Origin of the sequence: Amycolatopsis sp. CA-230715 (assembly GCF_018736145.1) — a bacterium.
GTDB lineage: Bacteria > Actinomycetota > Actinomycetes > Mycobacteriales > Pseudonocardiaceae > Amycolatopsis.
This window is the reverse complement of the sequence record NZ_CP059997.1, coordinates 7,261,122-7,287,717: the sequence shown is the minus strand read 5'-3', so window position 1 is coordinate 7,287,717 and position 26,596 is coordinate 7,261,122. Positions and strand designations below refer to the sequence as shown.

The 26,596-nt window shown below is 70.0% G+C and carries 17 protein-coding genes; 5 read left to right on the top strand and 12 right to left on the bottom strand.

Translation table 11 applies throughout. The features are described from left to right. Positions 1-4: 4 nt before the first annotated feature. The 5 genes from HUW46_RS34690 to HUW46_RS34670 form a co-directional block, all read right to left on the bottom strand. Complete coding sequence (locus tag HUW46_RS34690) at positions 5-4,993, bottom strand: NAD-glutamate dehydrogenase (protein ID WP_215542955.1); 4,989 nt, start codon at positions 4,991-4,993, stop codon at positions 5-7. Between the two features lie 209 nt (positions 4,994-5,202). Further along, positions 5,203-7,215 carry a hypothetical protein gene (locus HUW46_RS34685; protein WP_215542954.1) on the bottom strand — a complete coding sequence of 671 codons (2,013 nt, stop codon included), beginning with the start codon at positions 7,213-7,215 and terminating at the stop codon, positions 5,203-5,205. A 317-nt stretch (positions 7,216-7,532) separates the two neighbouring features. After that, positions 7,533-9,209: an energy-dependent translational throttle protein EttA gene (ettA, locus tag HUW46_RS34680; protein ID WP_215542953.1), complete on the bottom strand. Its 1,677-nt coding sequence runs from the start codon at positions 9,207-9,209 to the stop codon at positions 7,533-7,535. Positions 9,210-9,342: 133 nt separating this feature from the next. Beyond that, entirely contained in the window at positions 9,343-9,870 is a 528-nt protein-coding gene (locus HUW46_RS34675) for a single-stranded DNA-binding protein (protein ID WP_254125185.1), read from the bottom strand. A 132-nt stretch (positions 9,871-10,002) separates the two neighbouring features. Beyond that, a complete protein-coding gene (locus tag HUW46_RS34670; RefSeq protein WP_442861004.1) occupies positions 10,003-12,000 on the bottom strand; it encodes a cytochrome c oxidase assembly protein in 1,998 nt (665 codons plus the stop codon). Positions 12,001-12,104: 104 nt separating this feature from the next. Between HUW46_RS34670 and HUW46_RS34665 the strand changes: the two genes are divergently transcribed. After that, entirely contained in the window at positions 12,105-12,743 is a 639-nt protein-coding gene (locus HUW46_RS34665) for a histidine phosphatase family protein (RefSeq protein WP_215542951.1), read from the top strand. On the opposite strand, the gene HUW46_RS34660 is transcribed toward HUW46_RS34665, so the two are convergent. Further along, on the bottom strand, positions 12,717-13,913 hold the full coding sequence (locus tag HUW46_RS34660) for an MFS transporter (RefSeq protein WP_215542950.1): 1,197 nt from the start codon (positions 13,911-13,913) through the stop codon (positions 12,717-12,719). The two genes, HUW46_RS34665 and HUW46_RS34660, sit on opposite strands and share 27 nt — an antisense overlap. Before the next feature lie 64 nt (positions 13,914-13,977). Between HUW46_RS34660 and HUW46_RS34655 the strand changes: the two genes are divergently transcribed. Together HUW46_RS34655 and HUW46_RS34650 are read left to right on the top strand one after the other, a co-directional pair. Further along, positions 13,978-15,060: a LacI family DNA-binding transcriptional regulator gene (locus tag HUW46_RS34655; RefSeq protein WP_215542949.1), complete on the top strand. Its 1,083-nt coding sequence runs from the start codon at positions 13,978-13,980 to the stop codon at positions 15,058-15,060. 190 nt (positions 15,061-15,250) lie between these two features. Then, positions 15,251-15,640 (top strand): peptidase inhibitor family I36 protein, encoded by a 390-nt coding sequence (locus HUW46_RS34650; RefSeq protein WP_215542948.1) that lies wholly within the window; start codon positions 15,251-15,253, stop codon positions 15,638-15,640. A gap of 139 nt (positions 15,641-15,779) precedes the next feature. Here the strand turns inward: HUW46_RS34650 and HUW46_RS34645 are convergent, their stop codons facing one another. The 6 genes from HUW46_RS34645 to HUW46_RS34620 form a co-directional block, all read right to left on the bottom strand. Beyond that, complete coding sequence (locus HUW46_RS34645; RefSeq protein ID WP_254125183.1) at positions 15,780-17,597, bottom strand: glycoside hydrolase family 2 protein; 1,818 nt, start codon at positions 17,595-17,597, stop codon at positions 15,780-15,782. Between the two features lie 96 nt (positions 17,598-17,693). After that, on the bottom strand, positions 17,694-19,622 hold the full coding sequence (locus tag HUW46_RS34640) for an ABC transporter ATP-binding protein (protein ID WP_215542946.1): 1,929 nt from the start codon (positions 19,620-19,622) through the stop codon (positions 17,694-17,696). Positions 19,623-19,655: 33 nt separating this feature from the next. Next, on the bottom strand, positions 19,656-20,087 hold the full coding sequence (locus HUW46_RS34635) for a hypothetical protein (RefSeq protein WP_215542945.1): 432 nt from the start codon (positions 20,085-20,087) through the stop codon (positions 19,656-19,658). Positions 20,088-20,099: 12 nt separating this feature from the next. Beyond that, positions 20,100-21,158, bottom strand: a complete 1,059-nt coding sequence (locus HUW46_RS34630) for an SDR family oxidoreductase (RefSeq protein WP_215542944.1) — start codon at positions 21,156-21,158, stop codon at positions 20,100-20,102. A gap of 69 nt (positions 21,159-21,227) precedes the next feature. Next, positions 21,228-21,938 carry an ArsR/SmtB family transcription factor gene (locus tag HUW46_RS34625; protein ID WP_215542943.1) on the bottom strand — a complete coding sequence of 237 codons (711 nt, stop codon included), beginning with the start codon at positions 21,936-21,938 and terminating at the stop codon, positions 21,228-21,230. Between the two features lie 51 nt (positions 21,939-21,989). Then, positions 21,990-22,448 (bottom strand): MarR family winged helix-turn-helix transcriptional regulator, encoded by a 459-nt coding sequence (locus HUW46_RS34620; protein WP_215542942.1) that lies wholly within the window; start codon positions 22,446-22,448, stop codon positions 21,990-21,992. Positions 22,449-22,557: 109 nt separating this feature from the next. Here HUW46_RS34620 and HUW46_RS34615 point away from each other — a divergent pair, with 109 nt between their 5' ends. Then, positions 22,558-22,953, top strand: a complete 396-nt coding sequence (locus tag HUW46_RS34615; protein ID WP_215542941.1) for a DUF5313 family protein — start codon at positions 22,558-22,560, stop codon at positions 22,951-22,953. Between the two features lie 74 nt (positions 22,954-23,027). Continuing rightward, the gene (locus tag HUW46_RS34610; RefSeq protein ID WP_215542940.1) at positions 23,028-26,573 is read left to right on the top strand and encodes an AAA family ATPase; all 3,546 of its coding nucleotides are present in this window, start codon (positions 23,028-23,030) and stop codon (positions 26,571-26,573) included. The last annotated feature ends 23 nt before the right edge of the window (positions 26,574-26,596 follow it).

Below are 26,596 nucleotides of genomic sequence, written 5' to 3'. Positions count from 1 at the left end.
GCGCTCACCGCACCGTGCTGCGGATCTGCCGCGCGGCCACCGACAGCGTCGCCAGGTCGAGCCTGCCGGACCTGGTGATCTCGTCGAGCGCGACCCTGGCCCTCGCCAGCCGCGACGAGTTCGCCTGCTCCCACTTGTCGATCTTCTGGTCGGCGGGTTCGGACGGATCGCTGTGCCGCAACGCGTCCAGCGCGATCGCCCGCAGCGACGAGTACAGATCGTCGCGCAGCGCGAGCCGCGCCAGCGCGTGCCACCGGTTGCCCCGCTCGAGCGAGCTGATGGACGTGAGCATCTTGTCCACGTCCAAGTGGTCTGAGAGCGCGTAGTACAGCTCGGCGGTCTCGATCGCGCTGCGCTCGGCCTCGACATCGCCGTCCTGTTCGGCGAGTTCGGCCACCTCGGTCACGTCCAGCAGGCCGTAGGTGTGCAGCAGCTCGGCGACGCGGCGCGCGAGCTCCTCCGGCACGCCGTCGCTGATGAGCTGGTCGATGTTTTCGGTGACCGTCTCGATCTCGCGCCCGCGGAGCAGGCGGTTGACCTGCGGGACGAGCTGGCCGACGGTGTCGCCGAACCGGGCGATCTCCGCGCCGACGGCGAGCGGCTGCGGGCGGTTGGTCAGGAACCAGCGCGCCGCCCTGTCCAGCAGCCGCCGCGTTTCCAGCATCATCCGGTCGGCGACCTCGGTGGGCACCTTGTTGTCGAGCGCGTCGATCGCCTTCCAGATCGACGGCAGGTCGTACACCGAGGTCACCACGGCGTACGCGCGCACCGCGTCCGTCGCGGTCGCGTTCATCTCCTCGGCAAGGCGGAACGCGTAGGACACGCCCGCCCCGTCGACCACTTCGTTCACCAGCAGCGTGGTGATGATCTGGCGGTGCAGCGGGTGTTGCGCGATCGCCTCGCCGAAGCGGTCCCGCAACGGCTTCGGGAAGTACTCGCCGAGCCTGCGCGCGAAGACCTCGACATCCGGCAGCTCGCTCGCCAGCAACTCGTCCTTCAGATCGAGCTTCACGTGCGCGAGCAAGGTCGCGAGCTCCGGCGAGGTGAGCCCGAGCCCGGCCTTTTCGAGGCGGGCGAAATCGGCGTCCGACGGCAGCGCTTCGAGGTGCCGGTCGAAGGCGCCCGCCCGTTCCAGCGCCGCCACCTGGCGCTGGTGCACCGAAACCATCGGGCCCGCGTGCGCCCTGCTGATGCCGAGCACCGCGTTCTGCCGGTAGTTGTCCGCGAGCACCAGCGCGCCGACCTCGTCGGTCATCTCGCCGAGCAGTTCGTTGCGCTGCTCGCGTTCCAGGTGCCCGGTGCTGACCAGGTGGTCGAGGAAGATCTTGATGTTGACCTCGTGGTCGGAGCAGTCCACCCCGGCCGAGTTGTCCAGCGCGTCGGTGTTGATCTTGCCGCCGTTCCTGGCGAACTCGATGCGACCGAGCTGGGTCAGCCCGAGGTTCCCGCCCTCGCCGACCACCTTGACCTGGAGGTCCTTGCCGTCGACCCGCAGCGCGTCGTTGGCCTTGTCGCCCGCGTCGGCATGGCTTTCCGACTCTGCCTTGACGTAGGTGCCGATCCCGCCGTTCCACAGCAGGTCCACCGGGGCCAGCAGGATCGCCTTCATCAGCTCGATCGGGGCGAGCTTCTGCACGCCGTCCGGCAGGCCGAGCGCGGCGCGCACCTGCGGGGTGATCGGGATCGTCTTCGCGGCACGCGAGTAGATCCCGCCGCCCTCGCTGATCAGCGAGCGGTCGTAGTCGTCCCACGACGAGCGCGGCAGGTCGAACAGGCGCTTTCGCTCGGCGAAAGAACTCGCCGCGTCCGGGTTCGGGTCGAGGAACACGTGCATGTGGTTGAACGCGGCGACCAGCCGGATGTGCTCGGAGAGCAGCATTCCGTTGCCGAACACGTCACCGGCCATGTCGCCGATGCCGACGACGGTGAAGTCCTCGGACTGGGTGTCCACGCCGAGTTCCCGGAAGTGCCGTTTGACGCTCTCCCACGCGCCCTTCGCGGTGATGCCCATCGCCTTGTGGTCGTAGCCGACGGAACCGCCGGAGGCGAAGGCGTCGCCGAGCCAGAACCCGTAGCTGGCCGAGACCTCGTTGGCGATGTCGGAGAACTTCGCGGTGCCCTTGTCCGCGGCCACCACGAGGTAGCTGTCGTCGCCGTCGTAGCGCACCACGTTCGGCGCGGGCACCGTCTTGCCCTCGTTGAGGTTGTCGGTGAGGTCGAGCAGGCCGGAGATGAACATGCGGTAGCACGCGATGCCCTCGTTGAGCTGGGCGTCGCGGTCGATCGTGGCGTCACCGGTCGCCGCGGGCGGGCGCTTGACCACGAACCCGCCCTTGGCGCCGACCGGCACGATCACCGCGTTCTTCACCGCCTGCGCCTTGACCAGGCCGAGGATCTCGGTGCGGAAGTCCTCGCGGCGGTCGGACCACCGCAGCCCGCCGCGCGCGACCGCGCCGAAGCGCAGGTGCACGCCCTCCACGCGCGGCGAGTACACGAAGATCTCGAACCGCGGGCGCGGCTCCGGCAGGTCCGGCACGCCCTGGGGGTCCAGCTTGATCGCCAGGTACGGCCGCACCCCGCCGTTGGGATCGGTCACGTGGTAGTTCGTGCGCAGCGTCGCGCAGATGACCGCCATCAGCCTGCGCAGGATGCGGTCCTCGTCGAGGCTGGTGACCTCGTCGATCATCGCCGAGACCTCGGCCGCGAGCGCGTCGGTGTGCTCCTGGCGGTGCTTCTCCGGGCGCGCGAGGTCGAACCGCTGCTCGAACAGGCGCACCAGCGCGGTCGCGATGTCGGTGTGCGCGAGCACGGCGTTCTGGATGTACTCCTGCGAGTACGGGCTGCCCGCCTGCCGCAGGTAGCGCGCGTACGCCCGCAGCACCGCGGCCTGGCGCCAGGTCAATCCCGCGCGCAGCACCAGCGCGTTGAAACCGTCGGTCTCGCAGTATCCGTGCCACGCCGCGGCGAACGCGTCCTGGAACCGGACCTTCAGGTCGCTCTGGCCCTGGCCGCCGATCTCGTCGAGCACGCGCTGCTCGATGCGCATGCCGAAGTCGTAGATCCACGAGCGCTGGCCATCCTCGCGGAACAGCTCGTACGGGCGCTCGTCGACGACCTCGACGCCCATCTGCTGCAGCAGCGGGAGCACCGTCGACAACGTCACGCCTTCGCCGAGCAGGTACAGCTTGAAGCGCCGCTCCCCCGGCTCGGCGTCGGCGGGCACGTAGAACGTCATCGCCAGATCCGTGTCGTCCGACAGCGAATCGAGCTTGCCGAGATCCGTCAACGCCTCCTCGGCGCTGAAGTCCTCCTTGTACGCCTCGGGGAAGATCCCCGCGACGCGCTGCCCCTGCTCGGTCGCGGATTCCTCACCCATCGCGTTGACCGGCGCGCCACCTTCACCGGCGCGTTCCCGGCGTTCGGACAGGATCGCCTCGACGCACCGGTCGTCCCAGCTGCGGACCGCGGCGTTCAGGCGCTCCTGGATCCGCAGCGTGTCCGGCTCGATCCGGCTCGACGGATCCGTGTGCACCACGAAGTGCACCTGCGCGAGCACGGTTTCGCCGACCCGCGTGCCGTATTCGAGATGCGTGCCCTCCAGCTCGTCGAGCAGCACGTCCTGCATCGCCAGCCGCGACCGGGTGGTGTAGCGGTCGCGCGGCAGGAAGACCAGGCACGAGTAGAAGCGGCCGTAGGGATCGCGACGCAGGAACAGCCGCAGCCGCCTGCGATCGGACAACGTGATCGCACCGGTCGTGGTGGAGTAGAGCGAATCGACGTCAGCCGAGAACAGGTCCGCCCGCGGCCAGTTCTGCAGCACTTCCAGCATGCGCTGGCCCGAGTAGGACGCCATCGGGAACCCGGCGCGGTGGATCACCTCGCGCACGCGGCCCGCCACCACCGGGATGTCCAGCACGTCCTCGTGCAGCGCGGTCGTGGTGAACATGCCGAGGAAACGGTGCTCGCCGGTGACCTTCCCGTTCTGGTCGAACGTCTTCACACCCACGTAGTACGGGTAGATCGGGCGGTGCACCGTCGAAGGAGCGCTCGCCTGCGTGAGCACCAGCAGTGTCGGGGCGAGCGCGTTGGCGGCGCTGTCCGGTCCCGCGGTGAGGCCCCTGGCGGCGAGGCTGTCCTGCCGCAGCACACCGAGACCCGACGCGAGCACCGCGCGGAGTGCGGGCTCCTCGGTGTCCGGCTCCGGGTGCTCCACCAGCTCGTATTGCCGGTACCCGAGGAAGGTGAAGTGCCCGTCGGCGAGCCAGCGCAACAACTTCGCGCCGTCGGCCACTTCCTCCGCCGACAGCGGCGGCGGGTTTTCGTCCAGCTCGGCGGCGAGCCTGCGCGCGGACTCCGCCATCTTGTCGCTGTCTTCGACGACCTCCCGCACGTCGCCGAGCACCGAGGTGAGCCGGTTGTCCAACTCGCGAGCGCGGTTCGTGTCGGTGACCAGATCGATTTCGACGTACATCCACGACTCGGGCGCGGAGCCTTCCGGCGGCTCGGCCACGTCGGCGGTCGGGTGGATCGCCTGCAGCTCGCCGGTCAGGTCGCGGGTCACCGTCACGATGGGGTGCACGATCCGCTGGACCTGCACGCCGTCGCGCGCGAACTCGGCGGCGACGGAATCGACGAGGTACGGCATGTCGTCCGTGACGACCTGCACCACGGTGGCTTCCCGCGTCCAGCCGTCCTCGGCGGTGGTCGGGTTGAGCAACCGGACCGCGGGACGGCCCGGCATGCGCTGCTGCGCGAGCTGCTGGTGCGACCGCACCGCGCCGACGAGGTTCACCGGGTCGTCGCCCAGTATCTCCTCGGCCGGAATGTGCCGGTAGTACAAGCGAATCAGGTCGGCGATGTCCGGCGCGTGCGCGGCCGCTGCGTCGATCAGCTCGTCCCGGATCTGTTCAGGACTTGCCGGTCGCCGCGGGGTGCTCCCGCCCTCGGCTCCGATGGCCGTTCCGGGCCGGTGCGAAACTCCCGTCGAGCTCATTTCAGGCAACTCTCCACTGACTCTCGTCTAGGTACGGACACCGCGATGTGCCGAACGACCCCAGCCTAGAGGGAACGGACCGCGCACCCGCACAAGACCGTCATCATTCGGAATCGGTGCAGACAAGAAGGTCACGCAGGGAAAACGCGCGTGCAGACATCGTATCCGGCCCGGCTCGCGGACACTTCGGACACTCCGCCGCCGCGAGGTCAGCCCTCGTTGCGGTGCCGCCCGCTGTCCGGTCCTTCCGGCGTCCTCCCGTGCCCGTTCAGCGATGCGCCGTCGGCCTGCCCGGCACCGAGCCGCTTGACCAGCGCGGCCGCGCTGGACGTACCGGCCTGGTGCTCGGCGAGCGCCCGCGCCAGCAGGTCGGCCAGACCGGCGTCCGCGGGAACCTCCTCCTCCGGTACCGACGAGTAGCCCTGGAACGGTTCGCTGAACCCACCGAACCCGTTCTCCTTCGAAGAGGATTCCCAATCGGGTTCGGGAGAGCGGGTCGGCTCTAGCGAGGGCGGGAACTGCAGCCGCGGCAACCAGTTGTCGTCGAACGACGGCTCATCGGGTTTCTCCGAACCCGCCCCGGCGTCGCCGCCGGTCTTCGCCGTGCCGTTCGTGAAGTGGCTCCGGTTTCCGTTCTCGACTGCGGGTTCCGGGGCAAGGGGCTCCTCGGCGCGAGAACGCTCCGCGCGCTCGCTGCCTTCCGCTGCCTCATCGGCGGTGGCCCTTCGCCGTCCGCCACCACCACCCGCCGAGATGCCGAGCCGGTCGAGGACGGACTTCGCCGCGACCGAACCGTGCTCGGAGTCGTGCCGGGTCTTCGCCGCCGCCTGCTCCGCGGCCCGTTCCTCCGCCCGCGCGCGGACTTCGGGCCGTTCGTCGGGCATCATCGCCCGCTCCCATGGGATTTCCGGGAGCTTCTCCCGCACCGGCTCGCGAACCGGTTCCGGCGCGGGTTCGGGCTCGCGCGCCTCGATCGGAGCGGATTCGACTGGAAGCGGCGCGACGGCGAGCCGCTGCACGGGTTCGGTGGTCACCGGTTCCTCGACCACCGGCTCCGCCGCGACCGGCATGCGCACCACCTGCGCGGCGAGCGCGGGTTCCCGAGCCGCGCTGGGCCGCGGCTGGTCCTGGGTCACCGCGAGCACCTCGTCGAGGTCGACGGTGGCCGCGCCGCTCGAACCGAACTCGTTGGCCAGCACCGCGCACGCCTGCCTGCGGACGCGCGAATGCACGTGCTCGGCGGCGCGGGCGCGGTGCAGGCAGTCGATCGCGTCCGATGCGCTGCCGACCTGCTCCTCGACGTGCGCGAGCTCCAGCCACAACCGGGCGGTCAGCGCGTGCAGGTCGTGTTCGGAGGTGCTGTGCACGGCGTCGCGCAACAAGAACGCCGCCGCCTCCCCGGCGCCCGAGGGCATCAGTACCCTGGTCGCGATCGCGAGCCGGAGCCAGCCCGCGGGCGCGACCGCCGCGGCCCTGATCGGCGCGTCGAGCAGCGGCTGCGCGATTTCCAGCGCCAGCTCGGCATCGCCACGGTCGAGCAGCGTGCAGACCAGTTGGAGTACCAGCCTGATCCGCACCACCCCGCCGTCGGCGCGTTCGTCCGAAACCTGGTCGAGGAACCCGATCCCGGTCCTGGCCGCGTCGGCGGCACCGGTGAGATCGGCGTGCCGCCTGCGGTGCGAGGAGGTCGCGACCCGCAGCAGTCCGCGCACCAGCAACCGCTCGTCACCGGTGAGCGACTCGTCCGCGACGCACAGCCGGTCGGCTTCCAGCAGCGTGCGGTCCAGCTCGGCCTTGCGCCCGACCCCGGCCAGCACACCGACGAGATGGCACAGCGCGGCCGCGCGGTGCGGCGCGGCCAGTTCGCGCTCGGCGAGCACCGGACGCAGCACGGTCAGACCGGTCAACGGCAGGCCGACGCTGCGCGCGCAGACGGCGAGATCGGCGCGCAGCCTGGCCGCGAGCACCGGGTGCCCCGCCTCCTCGGCCGCGCGCAGTGCCGCGACCGCACGGGCGACCGTGGACGCCCTCTTGCCGAGCCCGACCCTGGACGACACCACGACGCTCTCGGCGCGGATCCACAACGCCTCGGACCCGGACGTCTCGGCGAGCGCGGCGGCGTGCTCGCCGAGCACCATGGCGAGCTCCGGCGCGCGCAGGGACAGGCCGCCCGCTTCGTCGAGCAGCCGTTCGACCTGCCGAGTTCCACCGGCACCGGGCATCACGTGCTCGCCCGCCCGCGCACCCGTGGGCGGGCCTGGTCTGATGTGCTTGCTGGGTACCACTGGGGACTCCGCTCAGTATCGCTCTAGCGTCCTACCGCGAAGCGCGAAACCGGCGGCCGAATCGCGCTTGTCGCCTCGACGGGGTGACACGATCCGGGCCTACGACGTGTTGCGAAACCGTGGTTCTGCGCTTGGGTATGCCGTGCGCGCGTGGACGGGCGGAGCGGCCGCCCGCAGGTGACCGGGACGAGTCGTGGCCTCGTCCCGCCCACCGCGTGGTGGCACCCATCCGGCCGCGCGCACGGGGAACATGGTCAGTCGCGGGTCAGTTTGCGGTGCGTGACCCGGTGCGGCCGAGCCGCCTCGGCGCCGAGGCGTTCGATCTTGTTCTTCTCATACCCCTCGAAGTTCCCTTCGAACCAGAACCACTTCGCCGGGTCCTCGTCGGTGCCTTCCCAAGCCAGGATGTGCGTCGCGACGCGGTCGAGGAACCACCGGTCGTGCGAGATCACCACAGCGCAGCCGGGGAACTGTTCGAGCGCGTTCTCGAGCGAACCGAGCGTTTCCACGTCCAGGTCGTTCGTCGGCTCGTCGAGCAGGATCAGGTTCCCGCCCAGCTTCAGGGTGAGCGCGAGGTTCAACCGGTTGCGCTCACCACCGGAGAGCACGCCCGCCGGCTTCTGCTGGTCCGGCCCCTTGAACCCGAACGCGCTGACGTAGGCGCGCGAAGGCATTTCGGTCTGCCCGACGTGGATGAAGTCGAGCCCGTCCGAGACGACCTCCCACACGGTCTTCTTCGGGTCGATCCCGGCCCGCCCCTGGTCCACATAGGACAGTTTGACGGTCTCGCCGATCTTCACCTCCCCCGAATCCGCGGGCTCCAGCCCGACGATCGTCTTGAACAGGGTCGTCTTGCCGACACCGTTCGGGCCGATCACGCCGACGATGCCGTTGCGCGGCAGGTTGAACGACAGGTCGTCGATCAGCAACCGGTCGTCGAAACCCTTGCGCAGGTGGTCGCTCTCGACCACCACGCTGCCCAGCCTCGGACCGGGCGGGATCTGGATCTCCTCGAAGTCGAGCTTGCGGTGCTTGTCCGCCTCGGCCGCCATCTCCTCGTAGCGCTCGAGCCGGGACCGCGACTTCGTCTGCCGTGCCTTGGCGTTCGACCGCACCCAGTCGAGCTCGGTCTTCAGCCGCTTGGCGAGCTTCGCGTCCTTCTTCCCCTGTACCGCGAGCCGCTCGCGCTTCTTCTCGAGGTAGGTGGAGTAGTTGCCCTCGTAGCCGACGACGCGGCCACGGTCGAGCTCCATGATCCACTCGGCGACGTTGTCGAGGAAGTACCGGTCGTGGGTCACGGCGAGGACGGCACCGGGGTACGCGGCGAGGAACTGCTCGAGCCACAGCACGCTTTCGGCGTCCAGGTGGTTCGTCGGCTCGTCCAGCAGCAGCAGGTCGGGCTTCGACAGCAGCAGCTTGCACAGCGCGACCCGGCGGCGCTCACCACCGGAGAGGTGGGTGACCGGCTCGTCGGGCGGCGGGCAGCGAAGCGCGTCCATCGCCTGCTCCAGCTGGGAGTCGAGCTCCCACGCGTCCGCGTGGTCCAGCTCTTCCTGCAGCTGGCCCATTTCCTCCATCAGCTCGTCGCTGTAGTCGGTGGCCAGCAGCTCGGCGATCTCGTTGAACCGGTCGAGCTTGACCTTCGTGTCCCCGAGGCCCTCCTCGACGTTTCCCCGTACCGTCTTCTCCTCGTTCAGCGGCGGCTCCTGCAGCAGGATGCCCACGCTGGCGCCGGGCTGGATGAACGCCTCGCCGTTGCTCGGCTGGTCGAGCCCCGCCATGATCTTCAGGACGGTCGACTTCCCCGCCCCGTTCGGACCCACGACACCGATCTTCGCGCCGGGGTAGAACGCGGTGCTGACGTCGTCGAGGATGACCTTGTCCCCGACGGTCTTGCGCACCTTTTTCATGGTGTAGATGTACTCGGCCATGTTTGCGATCGTAGAGCGGTGCCGCGGGCGCCCGAACGCCGGTCACCACCCACGTACCCCGGGTGAGGGCCTGATCAGCAGGCGGTGACGGGCTTCCCGGTGGCGACACGCCGAGCCGACCTGGGGGCAGGGCTCATCGCGCCCCCGACGGCACCGCGCCCGTGACGAGGGCGTTCGCACCGAACTCATCGGAACCCGCGCGCGGCGCGGGCGCTTCGAAGCTCGGCAGCCCGGGAGTGTCCGGCACCGCGTCACGGGAGTTCCGCCGCACGGTCGCGGTGCAGCGGGCGAGATTGGGCCCGACGGCCGATGCCTCAACCTCAGGTATAGACCGAGTCTGCCCGTCCGCCGCGTACTCGGAGGTGGACAGCCGCCCCGTGACCACCACCGGATCGCCCTTCCCGATGGACGCGAAGGCGCCGATGGCGAGCTTGCGCCAGCACGTCACCTTCACGGTCAGCTGGCGCCCGTCCACCCAGTCGTTGGTTTCCTTGTCGTACCGCCGTTCGTTGCTGCGGAGCCAGAACGACACCACCTCGTGCCCGCTGGGCACCGTGCGCCTGGTCAGCTCGCTGAGCACGTTCCCGACCACGGTGATCGGGGTTTCTCCCACTGCCATCGCCTTACCGCCTTCCTGCCGGAGTTCGTCGTCCTCCGGCAATGGTGGCCGTCCGCGGGACGTGCGGACGAGAGCGAGGAGAATCTGTGGACAGCGCGGAAGCCTGTGCACAACTCGGCCCGGCGCGGCCGGTGCCGCGGCGGTCGTGTCGGTGGGTTCTGCTATAGGGCGCGGCTACTCGGGATGCTGCCGCTCGGCCGGGCTCTTGCCTTGGGAAAGCTGTTTCAGCATCGCGTTGTAGGCGGCCAGGTCGGCGTCACCGCTCGCCTCTTCGCGGCGGTCGTTGCGACGCGCCTCCCGCTCGTCCGCGCGCGCCCACTGCACCAGCAGGGCGATCAGCACGAGCAGCACCGGCACCTCACCGGACGCCCAGGCGATCCCGCCCCCGAGCCGCTGGTCGGTGAGCAGATCGCCGACCCACGGAAGCTTGAGCGAGCGGTAGAAGGTCTCCCCGATCACCGTCTGCATGTTCATCAGGATCACCCCGAAGAACGCGTGGAACGGCATCGACGCGAACATCAGGCCGAGCTTCCCCAGCGGCGGCAGGCGGCGCGGCGACGGGTCGACGCCGATGAGCGGCCAGTAGAAGAGGTACCCGGACAGGAGGAAGTGGGCGTTCATCGCCAGGTGCGCCCAGTGGTAGTTCAGCGCGGAGTCGAACAGGCCCGAGAAGTACAGGATGTAGAACGACCCGACGAACAGCACCAGCGCGACGATCGGGTGGGTCAGCACCCGCGAAACCTTCGAATGGACCGCGGCGAGCAGCCATTCCCTCGGCCCCGGTGGCGCCCCCTTTCCCGCCACCGGCAGCGCGCGCAGCGCCAGCGTGACCGGGCCGCCCAGCACGAACAGCACCGGCGCCACCATCGACAGGAGCATGTGGTTGCCCATGTGCACGCTGAACATCGCGGGCGCGTAGCGGCCGATCCCGGACGAGGTCGCGATCAGCAGGACGAAACATCCCGCCAGCCACGAAACCGTCCTGCCGACCGGCCACGCGTCGCCGCGGCGGCGCAGGCGCCGCACACCGGCGATGTACAGGACGGCCAGCACGAGCGCCGCGGTGCCGTAGAGCAGGTCGAACCGCCAGTCCAGCAGCAGCCGCAGCAGGGTCGGCGGTCCGTCGAGGTCGTACCCGATCAGCAACTCGGTGTTGGACGGCTGGGTGAACGTCTCCTGCGGCGGCGGAGTACGCGCGAGCGCGGCGGCGATGCCGATCGTCACGAACATGACGAGCACTTCGACCCCGGCGAGCCGTACGAGCTGACCGCCCCCGGCGCCGTCGACGAGGCCCTTCACGCCGCGCTGCCGCTGCTGCTGCCCGAAGACGCCGAGCACGAGCAGAGCGACGATCTTGGCGACGACGAGCAGCCCGTAATCGGTGCTGAACAGGTCCTTCGGCGCGATCCGGACCAGCGCGTTCACCACGCCCGAGACCGCCATCACGATCCAGCACACGAGCGCGATCTTGGAAAACCGCGTCGCGGCCAGCGTCAGGTGCGCCGCACGGCGCTTGCCGAGTGCGAGCAGCGCGAGGAGGCCGCCAACCCAAACCGCGGCGCCGACGAGGTGGAACAGCAGGCTGTTCGTGGCCAGGTCGTGCGAACCGCCGCTCGCGGAGTGCCCGGTCACCGCGACCGGGACGAGCCCGAAGACGGCGAGGAAGAACAGCGCCGTCGACCAGCCCCACGACAGCGCGAGGCGGCAGCCGAGCGCGAGCAGGAGCGCGATCAACGAGGTGATGAGCCACGCCTTCGGCTGCTCGATCGCGTCCACGAGATCGAGCAGCACCGTCGGCGACAGCAGTTCGGCGACCGGCTTGCCCGCGCCGTCCGCTGCGGTGAAGTACACCGACGCGAGCGAAGCCGCGAACCAGACCCAGGACGCGACGCCCGCCGTACGAAGAGCCGCGTAGCCGTCGACGCTGAGCGTCCCGGACTGCTGGGGCGGCACCAGGAACGCGGACACCAGCAGCGATCCGATCGTCACCACCGAGGCCGCCTCGGCGAGCACGCGGACGATCGTGATGCCGTAGCGCGTGACAAGGCCAGGGTCCGGCAGGCCCGCGATCACGAACCCGGCGCCGCCGGTCGCGGCCACCAGCCCGACCGCGAGCAGCGCGGCCAGCACGACGCACACGAGGACCAGCGGGAGCACACTCGCCCGCCGCACGGGCTCCGAGGCGGGCGTCGGGGTCGATACACGTTCTGCTGGCACGTCACGAGGGTAGGCCCGAGGCGAGCGAGACCCGCGTCGCACCCGGCAAGATGGGGCCGGTGAGGATCATCCTGTTGCGGCACGCCGAATCACTCGGGAACGTCGACGAACTCGCCTACACCCGCATCCCCGACCACGCGCTCCCCCTCACCGGCGCTGGACGCGCGCAGGCGGTCCGCACCGGCGCCGGGATCAGGGACCTCATCGGGGACGAACCGGCCGCGGTGTACGTGAGCCCGTACCTGCGCACCACGGAAACGCTGCGGCTGCTCGGCATCGACGACCTGTGCGAGCGCGTGGTACCGGAACCGCGCCTTCGCGAGCAGGACTGGGGGAACCTGCAGGACCCGGACGAGCAGGAGGTCCAGAAACTGCGGCGGCACGAGTTCGGGCACTTCTTCTACCGGTTGCCGTTCGGGGAGTCCGGCGCGGATGTCGACGACCGCGTCGCGGCGTTCCTGAGCGAGCTGGAAGCGCACGCCGACAGCCACCCGCGGACCGTTCTGGTGGTCTCGCACGGGCTCACCATCCGCTTGCTGTGCCGCCGCGTGTTCGCCTGGAGCATCGACCTGTTCGAGTCACTGTCCAATCCGGACACCTGTGAAGTCAGGACGCTGACCACCGACGGCGGCGGCTGGAAGCTCGACCGTCCGTTCGCGCAATGGCGCGAATCACCGGACGGCTCCGGGCAGGGCTGACTCCGCGCGTTCGCCCTCGGCCGCCCTGGCGCGCACGGCACCGATCGCGGCGGGCGCGATCAGCAGTGCGATCACGGCGACCACGACGAAGGACCCGGCGTACGAGGTGACCTGGGCGATGCCGCCGATCATCGGCGGCCCGGCGAGGAAGCCGGTGTAGGCGATCGCGGTGACGAACGCGATCTCCCGCTCGCCGCCGCTGCCGTCCGCACGCTTCCCCGCCTCTCCCGCCAGGCCCAGTGCCACCGGGAAAGACGCCGCGAGCCCGGCACCGGCGAGGACGAATCCGGCGAAACCCACGGCGGGCAACGGAATCAGCGCCGCGCTCACGAGTCCCGCCCCCGCGAGCAGCGCGCCGAACGCCAGTGTCCTCGTCGGTCCCAGCTTCCGCTGGAGCCATGAACCGCCGACCCTCGCGCACGCCATCGCCAGCGAGAACGCCGAAAACGCGAGCGCGCCCGCGCCCTGGCCGACACCGTGGACGTTGACCATGAGCATCGCCGACCAGTCCGAGCTGGCGCCTTCGGCGATCGCGGAGGCCAGTGCGATCGCCGCGAGCAGCCACAGCACCGGCCTCCGCGCGGGCGCGACGCGGGGCGCGGTCGCCTTCTCGTGGCGCGGCGGCCTGGTGCCCGGAACATCGCGAAGTACCGCGAGCAGCACCACGATCGCGAACGCGCCGGCGACCGCGAGATGCCGTTCCGGTGACCAGTCGTGGGACGCGGCCAGCCCCGCGGCGGCGGAACCGATGAGCGCGCCGACGCTGAAACCGGCGTGGAACAACGGCATGATCGGCTTGCCCTCGTCGCGTTCCACCTGCACGGCCGCGATGTTCATGGCGACGTCGAGCACGCCGACCGCGGCGCCGAGCGCGAGCAGTTCGACACCGAAGAGCGGAACCGACGTGGTGGCCCCGATCGCGGGCAGCAGCAGGCCCGCGACCACCACGGACACCGCGATCATCAACCGGGGGCCGGTCCGCTCGACGAGCCTGCCCGAGACCACGGCGGCCAGCAGCATGCCGACGCTCGAGCCGAGCAGCGCGAGCCCGAGCGGCCCTGGCTCGGTGTGCATCTGCGCGGCCAGCGCGGGCACCCTCGGGGCCCACGAGCCGAGTGCCGCACCGTTGAGCGCGAAGACCACGATGACGGCGGTACGCGGTGAAAGCATTGCCCCAGAATGTCTTAAGCGCTTCAGAAAGTCCAGTGATTCCGGCCCGACGTAGACTCTGCGCGTGACCAGCCCACGTCGCCGGAGGCCGACGCTCGACGACGTCGCGGACGCCGTCGGGGTGTCGCGAGCGACCGTTTCGAACGCCTACAACCGGCCTGACCAGCTCTCGGCCGAGTTGCGGGCCGAAGTCCTGCGCGTGGCGAAGGAACTCGGCTACTCGGGGCCGAACCCGGTCGCGCGCAGCCTCGCCACCAGCCGCACCGGCGCCATCGCCGTCATGCTCGACACCGGACTTTCCGCGGCGTTCTCCGATCCCGCCCTCTCGATCACGCTCGACGCGCTGGCCGGTGCGGTGGACCCCGGCGGGCACGCGCTGCTGATCCTGCCCGGCGGCGACGACGGCGGGCCCAACGCGGAGCGGGTGCTGGCCGCGCAGGCGGATCTGGCCGTCGCGTACTCACTCGCCGATCGCGCGCCGGCGCTGACCGCGATCCGCGAGCGCGGGCTCCCGCTCGTCGTCATCGACCAGCCCCACGTCCCTGGCGCGGCGAGGGTGAGCGTCGACGACCGCGGCGGCGCCGAGCTGGCGGCACGGCACCTCGTCGAACTCGGACATCGCCGGTTCGCGGTTCTTTCCGCACAATGCCTTTCCGCTCCGCGAAGCGGGCTTTTGTCGCCGGCGGCGGCGAAACGGTCGCTGTTCCGGGACAACAGGGAACGCTTCGCCGGCTACCTCGACCCGATCGCCGCGGCCGGAATCGCCGAACACGACGTGCTGATCAGGGAAACCTCGGGGACTTCCCGCGAGGTGGCGATGGCGTCCGCGCGAGCGCTGCTGACGCACGAGCCGAGGCCGACCGCGCTGCTGTGCATGTCGGACGAACTCGCGCTGGCCGCGCTCGCCGTCGCGCGCCAGCTGGGGCTCGAGGTGCCCGTCGACCTGTCGATCGTGGGATTCGACGACGCACCGGGCGCCGCGTGGGCCGATCCCGGCCTGACGACGGTCCGGCAGGACCTCGTGGTGAAAGGACGGCTCGCCGGTGAGTTCGCCGTGCGGCTCCTCGGCGGTGAGAAGGCACCGCCGCCGGTGACGCTGGACGTCGATCTCGTCGTGCGGGGTTCCACCGCGTCGCCGCGTGCTTAGCGCTTTTCTGGTCGCGGCACAACCATTCTCGCCGATTTGTGGACAACTTTTCGGGTGACACCACTTTGTCCACAAAAGCGGAAACGCCGCTGACAAACCGCTCACTCACCGGCATCGTTGACAACGTCGAATTCATCCGGGAACCCCGCCAGACGGGGCCACCTCCACCAGCTATCCGGGGAGAACTGTCATGTCACGAACCAAACCGATCCTGCGCGCGAGGCTGCCGCGGGTACTGGTGCTCACGGCCTTGGGCCTGCTGTGCTGCGGCGGGATGGCCCAAGCCGCCCCCGAACAGCCTCCCGCTGCCTGCACGCAGGGCGAGTTCTGTTCCTGGGCCGACGAGTTCTACGGCGGTCACTCCGAACGGTTCGACCTCCGCATCGCCAATCCCGGGGAATGCATTCCACTGCCGAACGAACTGGAGGCGAGGTCCTTCGTCAACCGGATGGACCGCGACGTCACCGTCTACCAGGGACGGGACTGTTCCACCGAAGGTGATTTCACCACCTATCCGGGGCACGGCACCTTCGTACCGCAGGCCCGTTACGTGATCAGGGCGATCCAGATCTGGGAGTGACCGGCTCCAACGGACGGATGCCGTGACCGCCTCCCCCCGGGGACGGGGAGTCCGGTCGCACGGCATCGGCGGGGTTCGGCCCCAGCCCCGCGGCGGGCGCGCCGCCCCTCGGCGGCGCGCCCGCCCACCCGCCGATCGATCAGTGCCCCTCCGGCCGGTGGGCGCTGACCTCCTCCGGTGCCACCGCCGCCGCGGGGCGCCGCAGGATCGCGCGGACGCGGTCCGGGGAAAGCTTCGGCTCACGGGCCGCGGTCAGCAGGCCGTTGCGCTCCTGCTCCGTATCGGTCAGCTGGGTGTAGCAGAACCCGGCCAGCTCCGGTGAACCGAGCACGGCGGACACCAGTTCGGCGAGCCGCTCGGCGAAGTCTTCCTCGTCCCGCACGGTCGAGTACCCGAACCACTTCTCGTCGGCACCCGGCGCGTAGGAAAGGCCGCCGAACTCGGTCAGCAGAACGGGTACCGCGGCCTGCCCGCCCGAGTCGAGAAGGAGGCGGCGGCCACCCGGCCTGCCCGACTCCAATGTCCGGCGGAGCGAATCCGCGTCTCCGTACCTTGCGCGCAGCGATGCCCCGCTCGGGGTGTAGTCGTGCACTCCGTGGAAGTCGGCGTCGGCGATTTCCCAGCCGTCGTTGGAGATCACCGGCCGCGACGGGTCGACGGCCTTGGTCAGGTGGTACAGCGCGGAGGCGAAATGCGCCTGCGCGGGAACGGAGGCGATATCGGGCACACCCCAGCTCTCGTTGAGCGGGACCCACGCGACCACGCACGGATGGCTCCGGTCACGCCGGACGATCTCCTGCCATTCCGCGGTGTACCGGCTCACCGCGACCGACGAGTACTCGTAGGCGGCCGCGCTTTCACCCCACACCACCAGTCCCAACCGGTCGCACCAGTGCAGGAAGCGCGGGTCTTCCGCCTTCTGGTGCACCCGCACACCGTTGAACCCGAGTTCCTTGATCAGCTCCACCTCGCGGCGCAGCGCGTCCCCGCTCGGCGCGGCGAGGTGCGAATCCGGCCAATAACCCTGCTCCAGCACCATACGAAGGAAGTACGGCACGTGGTTCAGCAGGAAGCGCCCGTCCGCGACCCCGACCTCACGAAACCCGAAATAACTCCGCACGGCGTCCTCGCCGGCGTCCACCGAGGCGTCGATGAGGACGGGCTGCTCCGGCGACCAGAGCAGCCTGCCCCGGTCCTCTCCGTGCCGCAGCGCGGCGACGGAGACCTCGAACCGGAAGGCCGTGCCGTCCACCCACACCGACTGGTCGGCGAGCGTTTCCTCGCCGAGCCTGAGGCGCACGCGAACGGTGGTGCCCCCGGCCGCCGCGGCCGACAACTCGCCTTCGCAGGTCACGGAAGCGGCGGCGTTATGGGGCGTCCAGTGCAGCCGGGTCAGGTGCACCGGCGGCACCACCTCCAGCCACACCGGCTGCCAGATGCCGGTGGTCCGGTGGTACCAGATGGCATGCGGCTCGTCCTGCCAGTCCTGCTTGCCGCGTGCACGCGTCCCGTCCGCGATCGGGTCCTTCACGCGGACGACGATCCGTTGCGCTGGACCGAAATCGTCGAGCAGATCGGTGATGTCGAGCGCGAACGGAGTCTGGCCCCCTTCGTGCACACCGACGAGCCGTCCGTTGACCCAGACCATGGCCTCGTGGTCGACCGCGCCGAAGTGCAGGACGACGCGATGGCCTTCTTCGACCTCGCCGACCTTGAAGTCACGCCGGTACCAGACGATCTCGTGTGGTTCGGTCACGTGCACACCGGACAGCCGGGACTCCGGCGGGTAGGGCACGGTGATCGTCCGGTCGTAGGCTTCGTCCCGCGCCCGGCCTCGCGTGAACCACTCCCGTGTGCGACCGGCATCGTCGTCGTCGAAGGCGAAGTCCCAGACTCCGCCCAGGTCCTGCCATCCGGGACGGACCAGCTGCGGTCGCGGGTGTACCTCGTCAGGCACTGCGGACTCCCTTCGCGTTCTGCCGTTGTGCTTCCACCGTGCCATCCGGGGCCCGTCCTCGCCCACTCCGGCCACCTTGACTGTCCACAAAGGATTTCAGGGTGCGCCGTGCCGGTAGGCGGCGGCCTGGATCTCGAACAGCTCGAAGTACCGGCCGCGCCGCGCGATGAGCTCGGCGTGCGTGCCCTGCTCGGCGATCCGGCCCCGGTTGAGCACCACGATCCGGTCCGCGGTGCGGATGTTCGCGAGCCGGTGGGTCACCAGCACCGTGGTGCGCCGATGGTCACGGTCACCGCTGGCGTGCTGCAGCCCGGCGAACACCCGCGCCTCGGCCTTGGCGTCGAGCGCGGCTGTCGGCTCGTCGGCCACCAGGATCGCGGCGTCCCGATAGATGCCCCGCGCGATCCCCATCCGCTGCCATTGCCCGCCGGACAGGTCCTGTCCGTCGTTGAACTGCTTCGACAGCACGGTCTGCTCGCCGAGGCGCAACGAAGCGAGCACCTCGTCCGCACCGGACTTCGTGACGGCCTCGGTCCACGCCGCGAGATCCGGATCGACGCGGTCGAGCCTGCCGACGATCACGTTGTGCTTCGCGGTCATCGGCCACTGCGCGGGCTCCTGCGCGATCACGGCGATCGCGTCGTGCACGGAACGCCGGTCCGCGTCGGCCAGGTCGACACCGTCCCAGCGCACGGACCCCGCCGAGGGCGGGTACAGACCGGTGATCAGTTTCCCGAGCGTGGTCTTGCCGGAACCGTTCTCCCCGACCAGCGCCACCACCTCACCGCGCCGGATGGTGAGCGTGACCCCGTCCACCGCGGGCTCGCGCCGGCCGGGATAGGTGAACGACACGGAATCGAGCGTGATCTCGGCGGGATCGGCCGGTGCGGTGATCGACGACGCGGGGTCGCGGTTGTTCTCGGCCTCGGCGAGCAGTGTGTTGTAGAAGCTGATGTAGAACGAGTCCTCGTACAGGAAGTTGACCGTGCGGGTCGCGTTGGACAGCGCGGTGGACGCGGTGCGCATGGCGAGCACCGCGGTACCGGCGAGCGCGAGCGGCATGGCGCCGGCGTAGAGCAGGATGCCGAGCACCAGGTACGCCACGGCGGTGCCGAGACCGGCCGCGGCACGGCCGGTCAACCGGACCAGGTTGCTGCGTCTGGCGAGCCGGATCTCTTCCCCGGCAAGGCTTTTCGCGATCCTGCGGTACTCGGCGAGCAGCCGGTCCTGCAGGGTGAGCGCATGCCGTTCGAGTGCGAGCGGGCGCCAGGTGGCCGCTTCGGAGACGACGTTCTTGCGCATCCGCCGCGTCACCGTGTCCAGGAAGTGCTGGTAGTTGAGCCGGGCGACCCGGCCCGCCGCCCACCCGTCCGCGAAGGCGGCGAGCAGCAGAACCGGCCCGAGCCACGGGTTGAGCACGGTCGCGGTGACCAGCGCCGCCAGCACGGAAACCGACGCGGACAGCAGATCGGCGAGCTGCCGCAGGCTCGTTTCGATCGACCGCACGCCCTGGTTCGCGCCCTGCCTGGCGAGTTCGCGGAAGTCGGCGTCCTCGAACGCGAGCAGGCGGACCCGCACGACCGCAGCGGTGACCTCGTCGTCGGCGGCGCGGACCACCTGCGGGCGCAGGGTGCCCTCGACCGCGGCCACCGCCGTGTCCAGCAGGGCGCGCAGCACGTACGAACCGACGACCACGGCCATCGCCGGCAGGGAGACGAGCACCTTCTCCGGGGTGGGCCCCTGCTGCAGCAAGGCGGTGAACACGTTGGCGGTGGCGAAGAGCCCGAACGCGGTCACGCACCCGGAAACCACATGGGTGACCGCCGCGAGCGTGGCGAGCCGCGGCGAGGTGCGCCACGCCAGCCGCGCGACCACGGCCACCGCCGCGGGCAGGGTCCGCAGCGCCTGCCCGAAACCCGCCGCGATCACCTGCTGGTCGACGGCGGCCCATTTCGGCGGCCGGATTTCCTGCACGCCGATGAGCGGCTCGCCGCTTTCATCGGGTTGCCGCGGGGATTTTCGCATCCTCTGGTCATACCCGGAGCCACCGACAGTTCGTCACCGTTCGCCGAGCGGGAGCGGCGCGTTCGCGCTCCGCAGGAACTCGACGGTGGTGAACCACAGCTCGGTGGTCCCGATGTTTTCCAGGTCGTGCAAGAGGAATTCCCCGCATCCGAAGTGGTACTGCCGGATCTCGCCCGTACGGTAGGCGACTTCCCGCGTCGTCCCGTCGTGGGTGTGCTGACGGCTCCTTCCTTCGGCATGGGCGAGCCAGAAGTAGTCCAGCACGTGCCGGTGCGCGGGGACGCGTTCGCCCGGCGCCAACCGGATCTCCCACACCCGCGCGTGCGAGGACTCGTCGAGCAGCGTGCCGCCCACTCTGCCGTTGTGGTCGTTGCGGACGAACTCCTCGCGCAGCCAGTCTTCCCAGCCGTCGAACCGCACACCGGTGAGCTTCCCGGCCAGGGGAAGGTCATCGAGGTAGGACATGCCGGCCTCCCGTCACGGAATGATCTTGCGGCGGCGGAAATCGGCGAAGACCGCCATGAACATGGCTTCGGTATCGATGAACTCGTGGAACCCGAACCGGCGCGCCTTGGTGCAGTCCGCGAACATGTCGTAGTCCCAGGAGAAGACGAAGTCGCCGAACGCCCACGAGGACACGTCGGCGTACGGGGTCGGTGCGAGCCCGTACTTCTCGACCATCGCGTTCCACACGGGTTCCTTGTCGGCCATCACGACGTCGAGCGACATCGGGAGACCGGGCGCGACTTCGAGCTCGAAGAACCGGGCGATCTTCGGCCACATTTCGCTCCATCGGAACAGGTCGCCGTTGTTGATGTTGAACGCCTGGTTCGCGCAGCGCTCGTCGGTGGCCGCCCAGACGGTCGCGCGTGCCAGCAGCCCGGCGTCGGTCACCTCGAGCAGGCTGTCGTAGGCGCCAGGAGCGCCGGGGAACCGGAACGGGACACCGAGCTCCTTCGAAATGGACGCGTGGACGGCCAGCACCATCGCCAGGTTCATCGGATTGCCCAACGCGAAGCCGACCACCACGGACGGCCGGATCGCCGACCAGGTCCACGCCTTGCCCCGCTGCCGCCGTTCGAGGAAGTCCTGCTGGTCGACGTTGAACTCCGGGGGCATATGCCCGGCGTCCGACTCGCGCGCGGGAGTCTTGAACGGCCCGAGGTGCGCGCCGTAGACCTTGTACCCCTGCATGAGGCTGACGTGCCGCAAGCCGGTGGCCACCGGTTCGATCGCGTCGACGACGTTCACCAGCATCGCCAGGTTCGGCGGCACCAGCTCGGCCCAGGTCGGCCGGTCCTGGTAGGCCGCGTAGAAGACGTGGGTCACCTCGGTGAGACCGGCGAGCCGGTCGCGGGTGTCCTCGGCGTCGAGCAGATCGACGGCGAGGTACCGGACCCGGTCGTCCGACTCGCCGCCGCGCCGGGAGAGTCCGATGACCGACCAGTCGTCCAGTGCGCGGAGGTGCTCGATGAGGTTGCGGCCGATGACGCCGTTGGCGCCGACCACGAGTGCGACGTTGCGCGCTTTGTGCATGATCTGATCATCGGGCAGGCCACCGTGATGAGTCCAAGGCTTGTTTCTCACCCCGGCCATGAACGATGCTCATGCCAGCAGCGCGTCGTCCTCGATGCCGAGCAGATCGCGCAGCGCGGTGGCTCCCGCCGGGGTGAGGCGGACCGCACGCCCCGTCCCGCTTCGCCGGATCCAGTCGTTCTCCCGGAGCCTGCGGCAGATCTGCGCGCCGGCGGAACCGGCGAGGTGCGAGCGGCGTTCGGTCCAGTCCAGGCAGGCTTTCGCGAGCGGGCGCCGGGTGGCTCGCAGGCGGTCGGCGTCGATGTCGAGCGGACCGGTGAGCCAGTCCATTCCGGCTCGGGTCAAGGCGAAACCGTCGCGGGCCTCGATCAGGCCTCGCCGTGTCATCGCGTCGGTGATCGCCACGCCGAGCCGCCCCGCGAGGTGGTCGTAACAGGTGCGGCCGCGGGCGAGCGCGGCCGAAGCGGTGGCCGCCTTCAGGGTGTTCCCGCGTTCGTCGACGGGACCGAGGAACGCGACGAAGTCTTCCAGCATGGCCGCCACCTGGTGGCTGGCCAGCTGGACGTACCGGTGCCTGCCCTGCCGCCGCTCGACGAGGAGACCGCCCTCGACGAGGCGGTTGAGGTGCTCGGTGGCGGTCGACGCGGCGACTTTCGCCTGCGCGGCCAGTTCTCCCGCCGTCCACGCCCTGCCGTCGAGCAGGGCGAGGCAGAACCCGGCCCTGGTGGTGTCGGCGAGCAGGCCGGCGAGGCGAGCCAACTCCGCGCTCCTGGACGTCATACCGCCGATTGTCTCCCGTGTCGTTTCGGCCGCGGCCGAAACGACACGGGGTCAGAGCGCGTCCGCCTTCCTGGTCGCCTTGATGACGCCGGACAGCGCGGCGTGCAGGCGTTCGAGCTCGACGAGCTCCATCCCGAGCTCCTCGACCACGCGGTATGGGATCTTTTCGGCTTCCTTGCGCAGTTCCTTGCCCTTCGCGGTCAGCTCGACCAGGAGCTGGCGCTCGTCGGTGGTGCTGCGGGTCCGCGTGACATAACCGGTGGACTCCAGCCGTTTCAGCAACGGAGAAAGGGTGGCGGCTTCGGCGCGCAACACCTCCCCCAACTCCTTGACCGAGCGCGGCGAGGACTCCCACAGCGCGAGCAGCACCAGGTACTGCGGATGCGTGAGCCCGTGCGGTTCCAGCAACGGCCGGTAGATCGCGATCACGCTGCGCGAGGCCACCGAAAGCGCGAAGCACACCTGCCGGTCCAGTGCCAGCGGGTCGGGCCCCAGATCGATCGACGCCATCCGTCACCTCCTCGCGATCCGGCACCACCCTACCCAGGGCGACGGTGGTCACTTTTACTTAGTGCGCTAATGATTAGTGTACTATCCAAAAGGACCACGGAGGTGCGAATTGGAACGCGTACGCCCGAACCCCCTGCTGTGGCTCTGGTACGCCTTCGGCGGCAGGCTGCCGGCCAAGTACCGCGGCTGGGTGTTCCACGACATCACGGCCAGCACCTGGATGTGGCGGCACGCCGCGCGCACCACGGTGCTCATCGCCCCGCTGGTACTGGTCTGGCTGCTGCTTCCCGGCCCGCTCGGCCTGCGGCTCGCGCTGTGCCTGATGGCCGCGCTGGTCGGCTACTTCTACTCGTTCGCCTACATGGACGAGAGCTGCGAGCACCGGATCAGCAAGAACGGGTTCGCCTACGGCACGGGCAAGCAGCAGCGCGCGCTGGCCAAGGAAGAAGCCGAGGCCGAAATCCACGCCAGGTACGTCGCTCGGTACCGCCAGCAGCCCCGGTAGTTCGCCGGTTCCCGGTACCCCTCCCGATCGGCCGTCCTAGAGTGCCACTGCACCGGACGATCGCGGGGGAACACATGACGGGCTCTGCCCTGCCGGACCATCTCGACCTGCTGCTGACCGACGAGCCCGTGCTCGACGTGTACGCGCACGGGCCGTGGCGAGTGCCGGACGGCTGCTACGAGGAAGTCAGCGACCGCGCGGAGGAGTTCAACCGCGACCCGAGACTGGCCGAGCTGCCGTGCGAACTGATCGACTTCTACCGCGAGGGCACGACCGCCGCCGGGGCGGAACTGGTCACGGTGCTGAACCACCTCCCCGGTGTCGGCTCGGTGCGGTCCGGGAGCAGGGGCGACATCCAGTGGGAGCTGTTCGGCGGGTTCGCGGCCACCAGGTACACCCCGGACCGCAACCCGAACCTGTGGTACTCGGTCGCGGACGACCAGTACCGCCCGCCGGCCAACTGGCTGCTGATCGCCGCCGGTACCGACCGGGATCGGCGCGAGCTGGCGTTTTCTCTCCTCCCCGACTGCCTCGAGGTCTTCGCGGGAATCACGCCGCTGGAGGAACGGCGGCGCGCGCTGCTCGCCCTGCACCGGAAGGTCACCGCGGATTCGGAACTCTACGAGCGGGTGCTGACCGCGCCGACGGCACGGGTCAACGAACTCTGGGCCAGCGCCGCCGATGACGAGATCCTGACCGTGCTCCCGGAGCTGGCGGGCCCGGTCGCCCATTTCGAGTGGGTGTGCCAGGGCTTCTTCGCGGCGCACGACCGGCTGCGGTCGTTCTTCCCCGGTGACACGAAAGACGTCGCGCTCGCCAGGCTCCTGCTGCACGCGGGGATCCGTGAAGAACCCGTCGAGCTCAGCGTCATCGACAACCAGGGCTTCGAAGGCTCGGTCCACGAGCAGCTGAACCGGCTCGCCCCCGGGTTCGACCCGTTCGGCTGGCGATCGGAGATCCGGAACTGGCTCGCCAGGTGCCTGCTGGCGGGCGAGGCGGACACCTGCCGCGCTTGGCTCGACATGGCGGTGCGGCTGACGGCGACCGTGCAGGGCCTGCCCGGCCTCCCGACTTTCACCACCGAATGCGGAATCCCGGTCATGCAGTTCCAGAAGGATCTCCGCCAGTTGTTCGGTGAGCGCCGCACGGTGGTGAACCGGCTGGCCGCCCGGTTCGCGGCCGACACCACCGCGGCGCGGGTGGCGCCGCCGAAACCGGAAGAACCGCTGACTCGCTTGATCGGGCAGCCCGCGCTGACCACGGCCCTGCGCGCCGCGGCGGCCGACGCCGCCGAGGGCAAGCCGGCACGGGTGCTCGTCGCGGGCCCGGAAGGCAGCGGCCGACGGACCGCGGCGGACCTGCTCGACCGCGAACTCCGCTTCCGCGGTGGCACTGGCGGGGCGGTGTGGCTGCACGACGAGGTGTTCACCGACATGGACACCACCATGGCGGTGAAGACACTGGCGACCGCGGTCGCCGACTGTGCGGAGGGCGGGCTGCTCGTCATCGACGGCTTCGACCGGCTGCTGGGCTACCGGTGCGGCGCGGCCGCCGCCGAGGAACTGCGGAGGCAGTTGCGGCGCAACCGGAAGCACGTGATGGTCCTTTGTGGACCAGGCGGTGATCAGCGCGTGCTCGACGCGAACCCGGCTCTGCACCAGGGTTTCCGGGTCGCGCGAACGAAGGAGTTCACCGAGAAGGCGTTCGGCGAGCTGTTCGCCCGCGCGGTGGGCGAGCGCGGCGGCACGCTTTCCCCTGCGGTGGCCACGACGGGCGGGGTCCTGCTCTCGCGGACCCCGGGGTTCGGCAACCTGCGCGGCGCGCGGCTCGCCGAGCACCTGGCGGAGCGGTCGGTCGCGGCGGCGCGCAAGCGGTCGAAGAGCGGTCGTGCCAGGACGGTGCGGGTGAGCCCGGCCGATCTGCCGCAGCGGCTGGTGCCAGGCGGCTCCGGGGCAGCGGACCCCCAAGCCGAGCTGGACGCCTGCGTCGGCCTCGAATCCGTGAAGCGGGAAATCGCGCTGTTCGTCGCCGAGGAGAAGGCCGCGAAGCTGCGGCGCGAATCGGGGATGGCGGCGACCTCCCGGCCACGGCACTTCGTGTTCACCGGCGGGCCGGGCACCGGGAAGACCACGGTGGCCAGGATCGTCGGCCGGATGTTCGCCGCGCTCGGGACGCTGCCAGCGGGGCATCTGGTCACGGTGGACGCGACCGACCTGGTGACGGGGTGGACCGGTGACATCAGCGCCGGTGTCCGCCGGGTCGTCGACCGCGCGCTCGGCGGCGTGCTGTGCGTCGAGGACGCGCACGCGCTGCAGGCCACGAGCTCGGACGACAGCAGGCCGCGCGAGGCGATGAACACGCTGCTCGCCGCGGTGCAGGCGCATTCGGACAACCTGCTCGTCGTGCTGACCGGTCCGGACGCCGGGGTGAACGGCCTGCTCAAGGCGGAGCCGGATCTCGCCGTGCACTTCGGGAAGGTGCTGAGGTTCCCGAACCTCGGTGCGGGCGAGTTCGCCGGAGTGTTCGCGCGCAAGGCGGAGGAGGCGGGATTCGAGCTGCGCGACGGCGTGCTCGAGAAGGTCCGCGGCCTGCTCGACTCGACCACGACCGGCACGGCGGGCAACGCGCGGACCGCCGTCACCCTGCTCGACCGCACGATCGCGTTGCAGGCGCGGCGAATCCTCGCCGACGGCGTGGTCGACGAGGACGAGTCGCTGCACGAGATCTTCGTCGAGGACGTGCCCGATACCCTGATGCCGGCGACCAGGGTGGAACTGCCGAGCGATCCGCTGGCCGAGATCGACGGCCTGATCGGGCTCGACGCGGTGAAGCAGGAAGTGCGGCTGCTCGTCGCCGAGGCGAAGGTCGACCGGTTGCGCCGCGACGCCGGGATCCCGCTGTCCACGCCGACGAGGCACCTGGTGTTCACCGGTAACCCCGGCACGGCGAAGACAACGATCGCCCGGCTCGTCGCCGCGGTCTACGGTCAGCTCGGGCTGCTGTCTTCGGGACACCTGGTCGAGGTCACCAGCAGCGACCTGATCGCCGAGTACCTCGGGCAGACCGCGCCGAAGGTCCGCGCGGCGGTCACCCGCGCGCTGGGCGGCGTGCTGTTCATCGACGAGGCGTACGCGCTGACGCCCGCGGCGACCTGGGACGACTACGGAAAGGACGCGTTGGCCGAACTGCTGAAGGGTATGGAGGAGCACCGGGAGGACCTGGTGGTGATCGTCGCGGGATACGAACGCGAAATGACGAAGTTCCTCGCTTCGAATCCCGGACTGTCCTCGCGGTTTCCCACCACGCTGCACTTCCCCGACTACACCGACGACGAACTGGTCGCGATCTTCACCACCATGGCGGCCAAAGCAGGCCTCGCGCTCGCCGACGGGGTCGAGAACGGGGTCCGCGCCCTCCTGCGAGCGACCGCGCGCGACACCTCGTTCGGCAACGGGCGCTACGTCCGCAACCTCCTCGACCGCGCGATCGCCCTGCAGGCCAGCAGGATCACCACCGACAGCACCCCGCTCGGCACCGAACAGATCCGCCTGCTGACCCCCGAAGACCTGCCGCCGACGCCCACCACCAACAGCGACCCGATGGCGGGTCAGTACCTATGACCGGCCACAAAGGACAGTCGAAG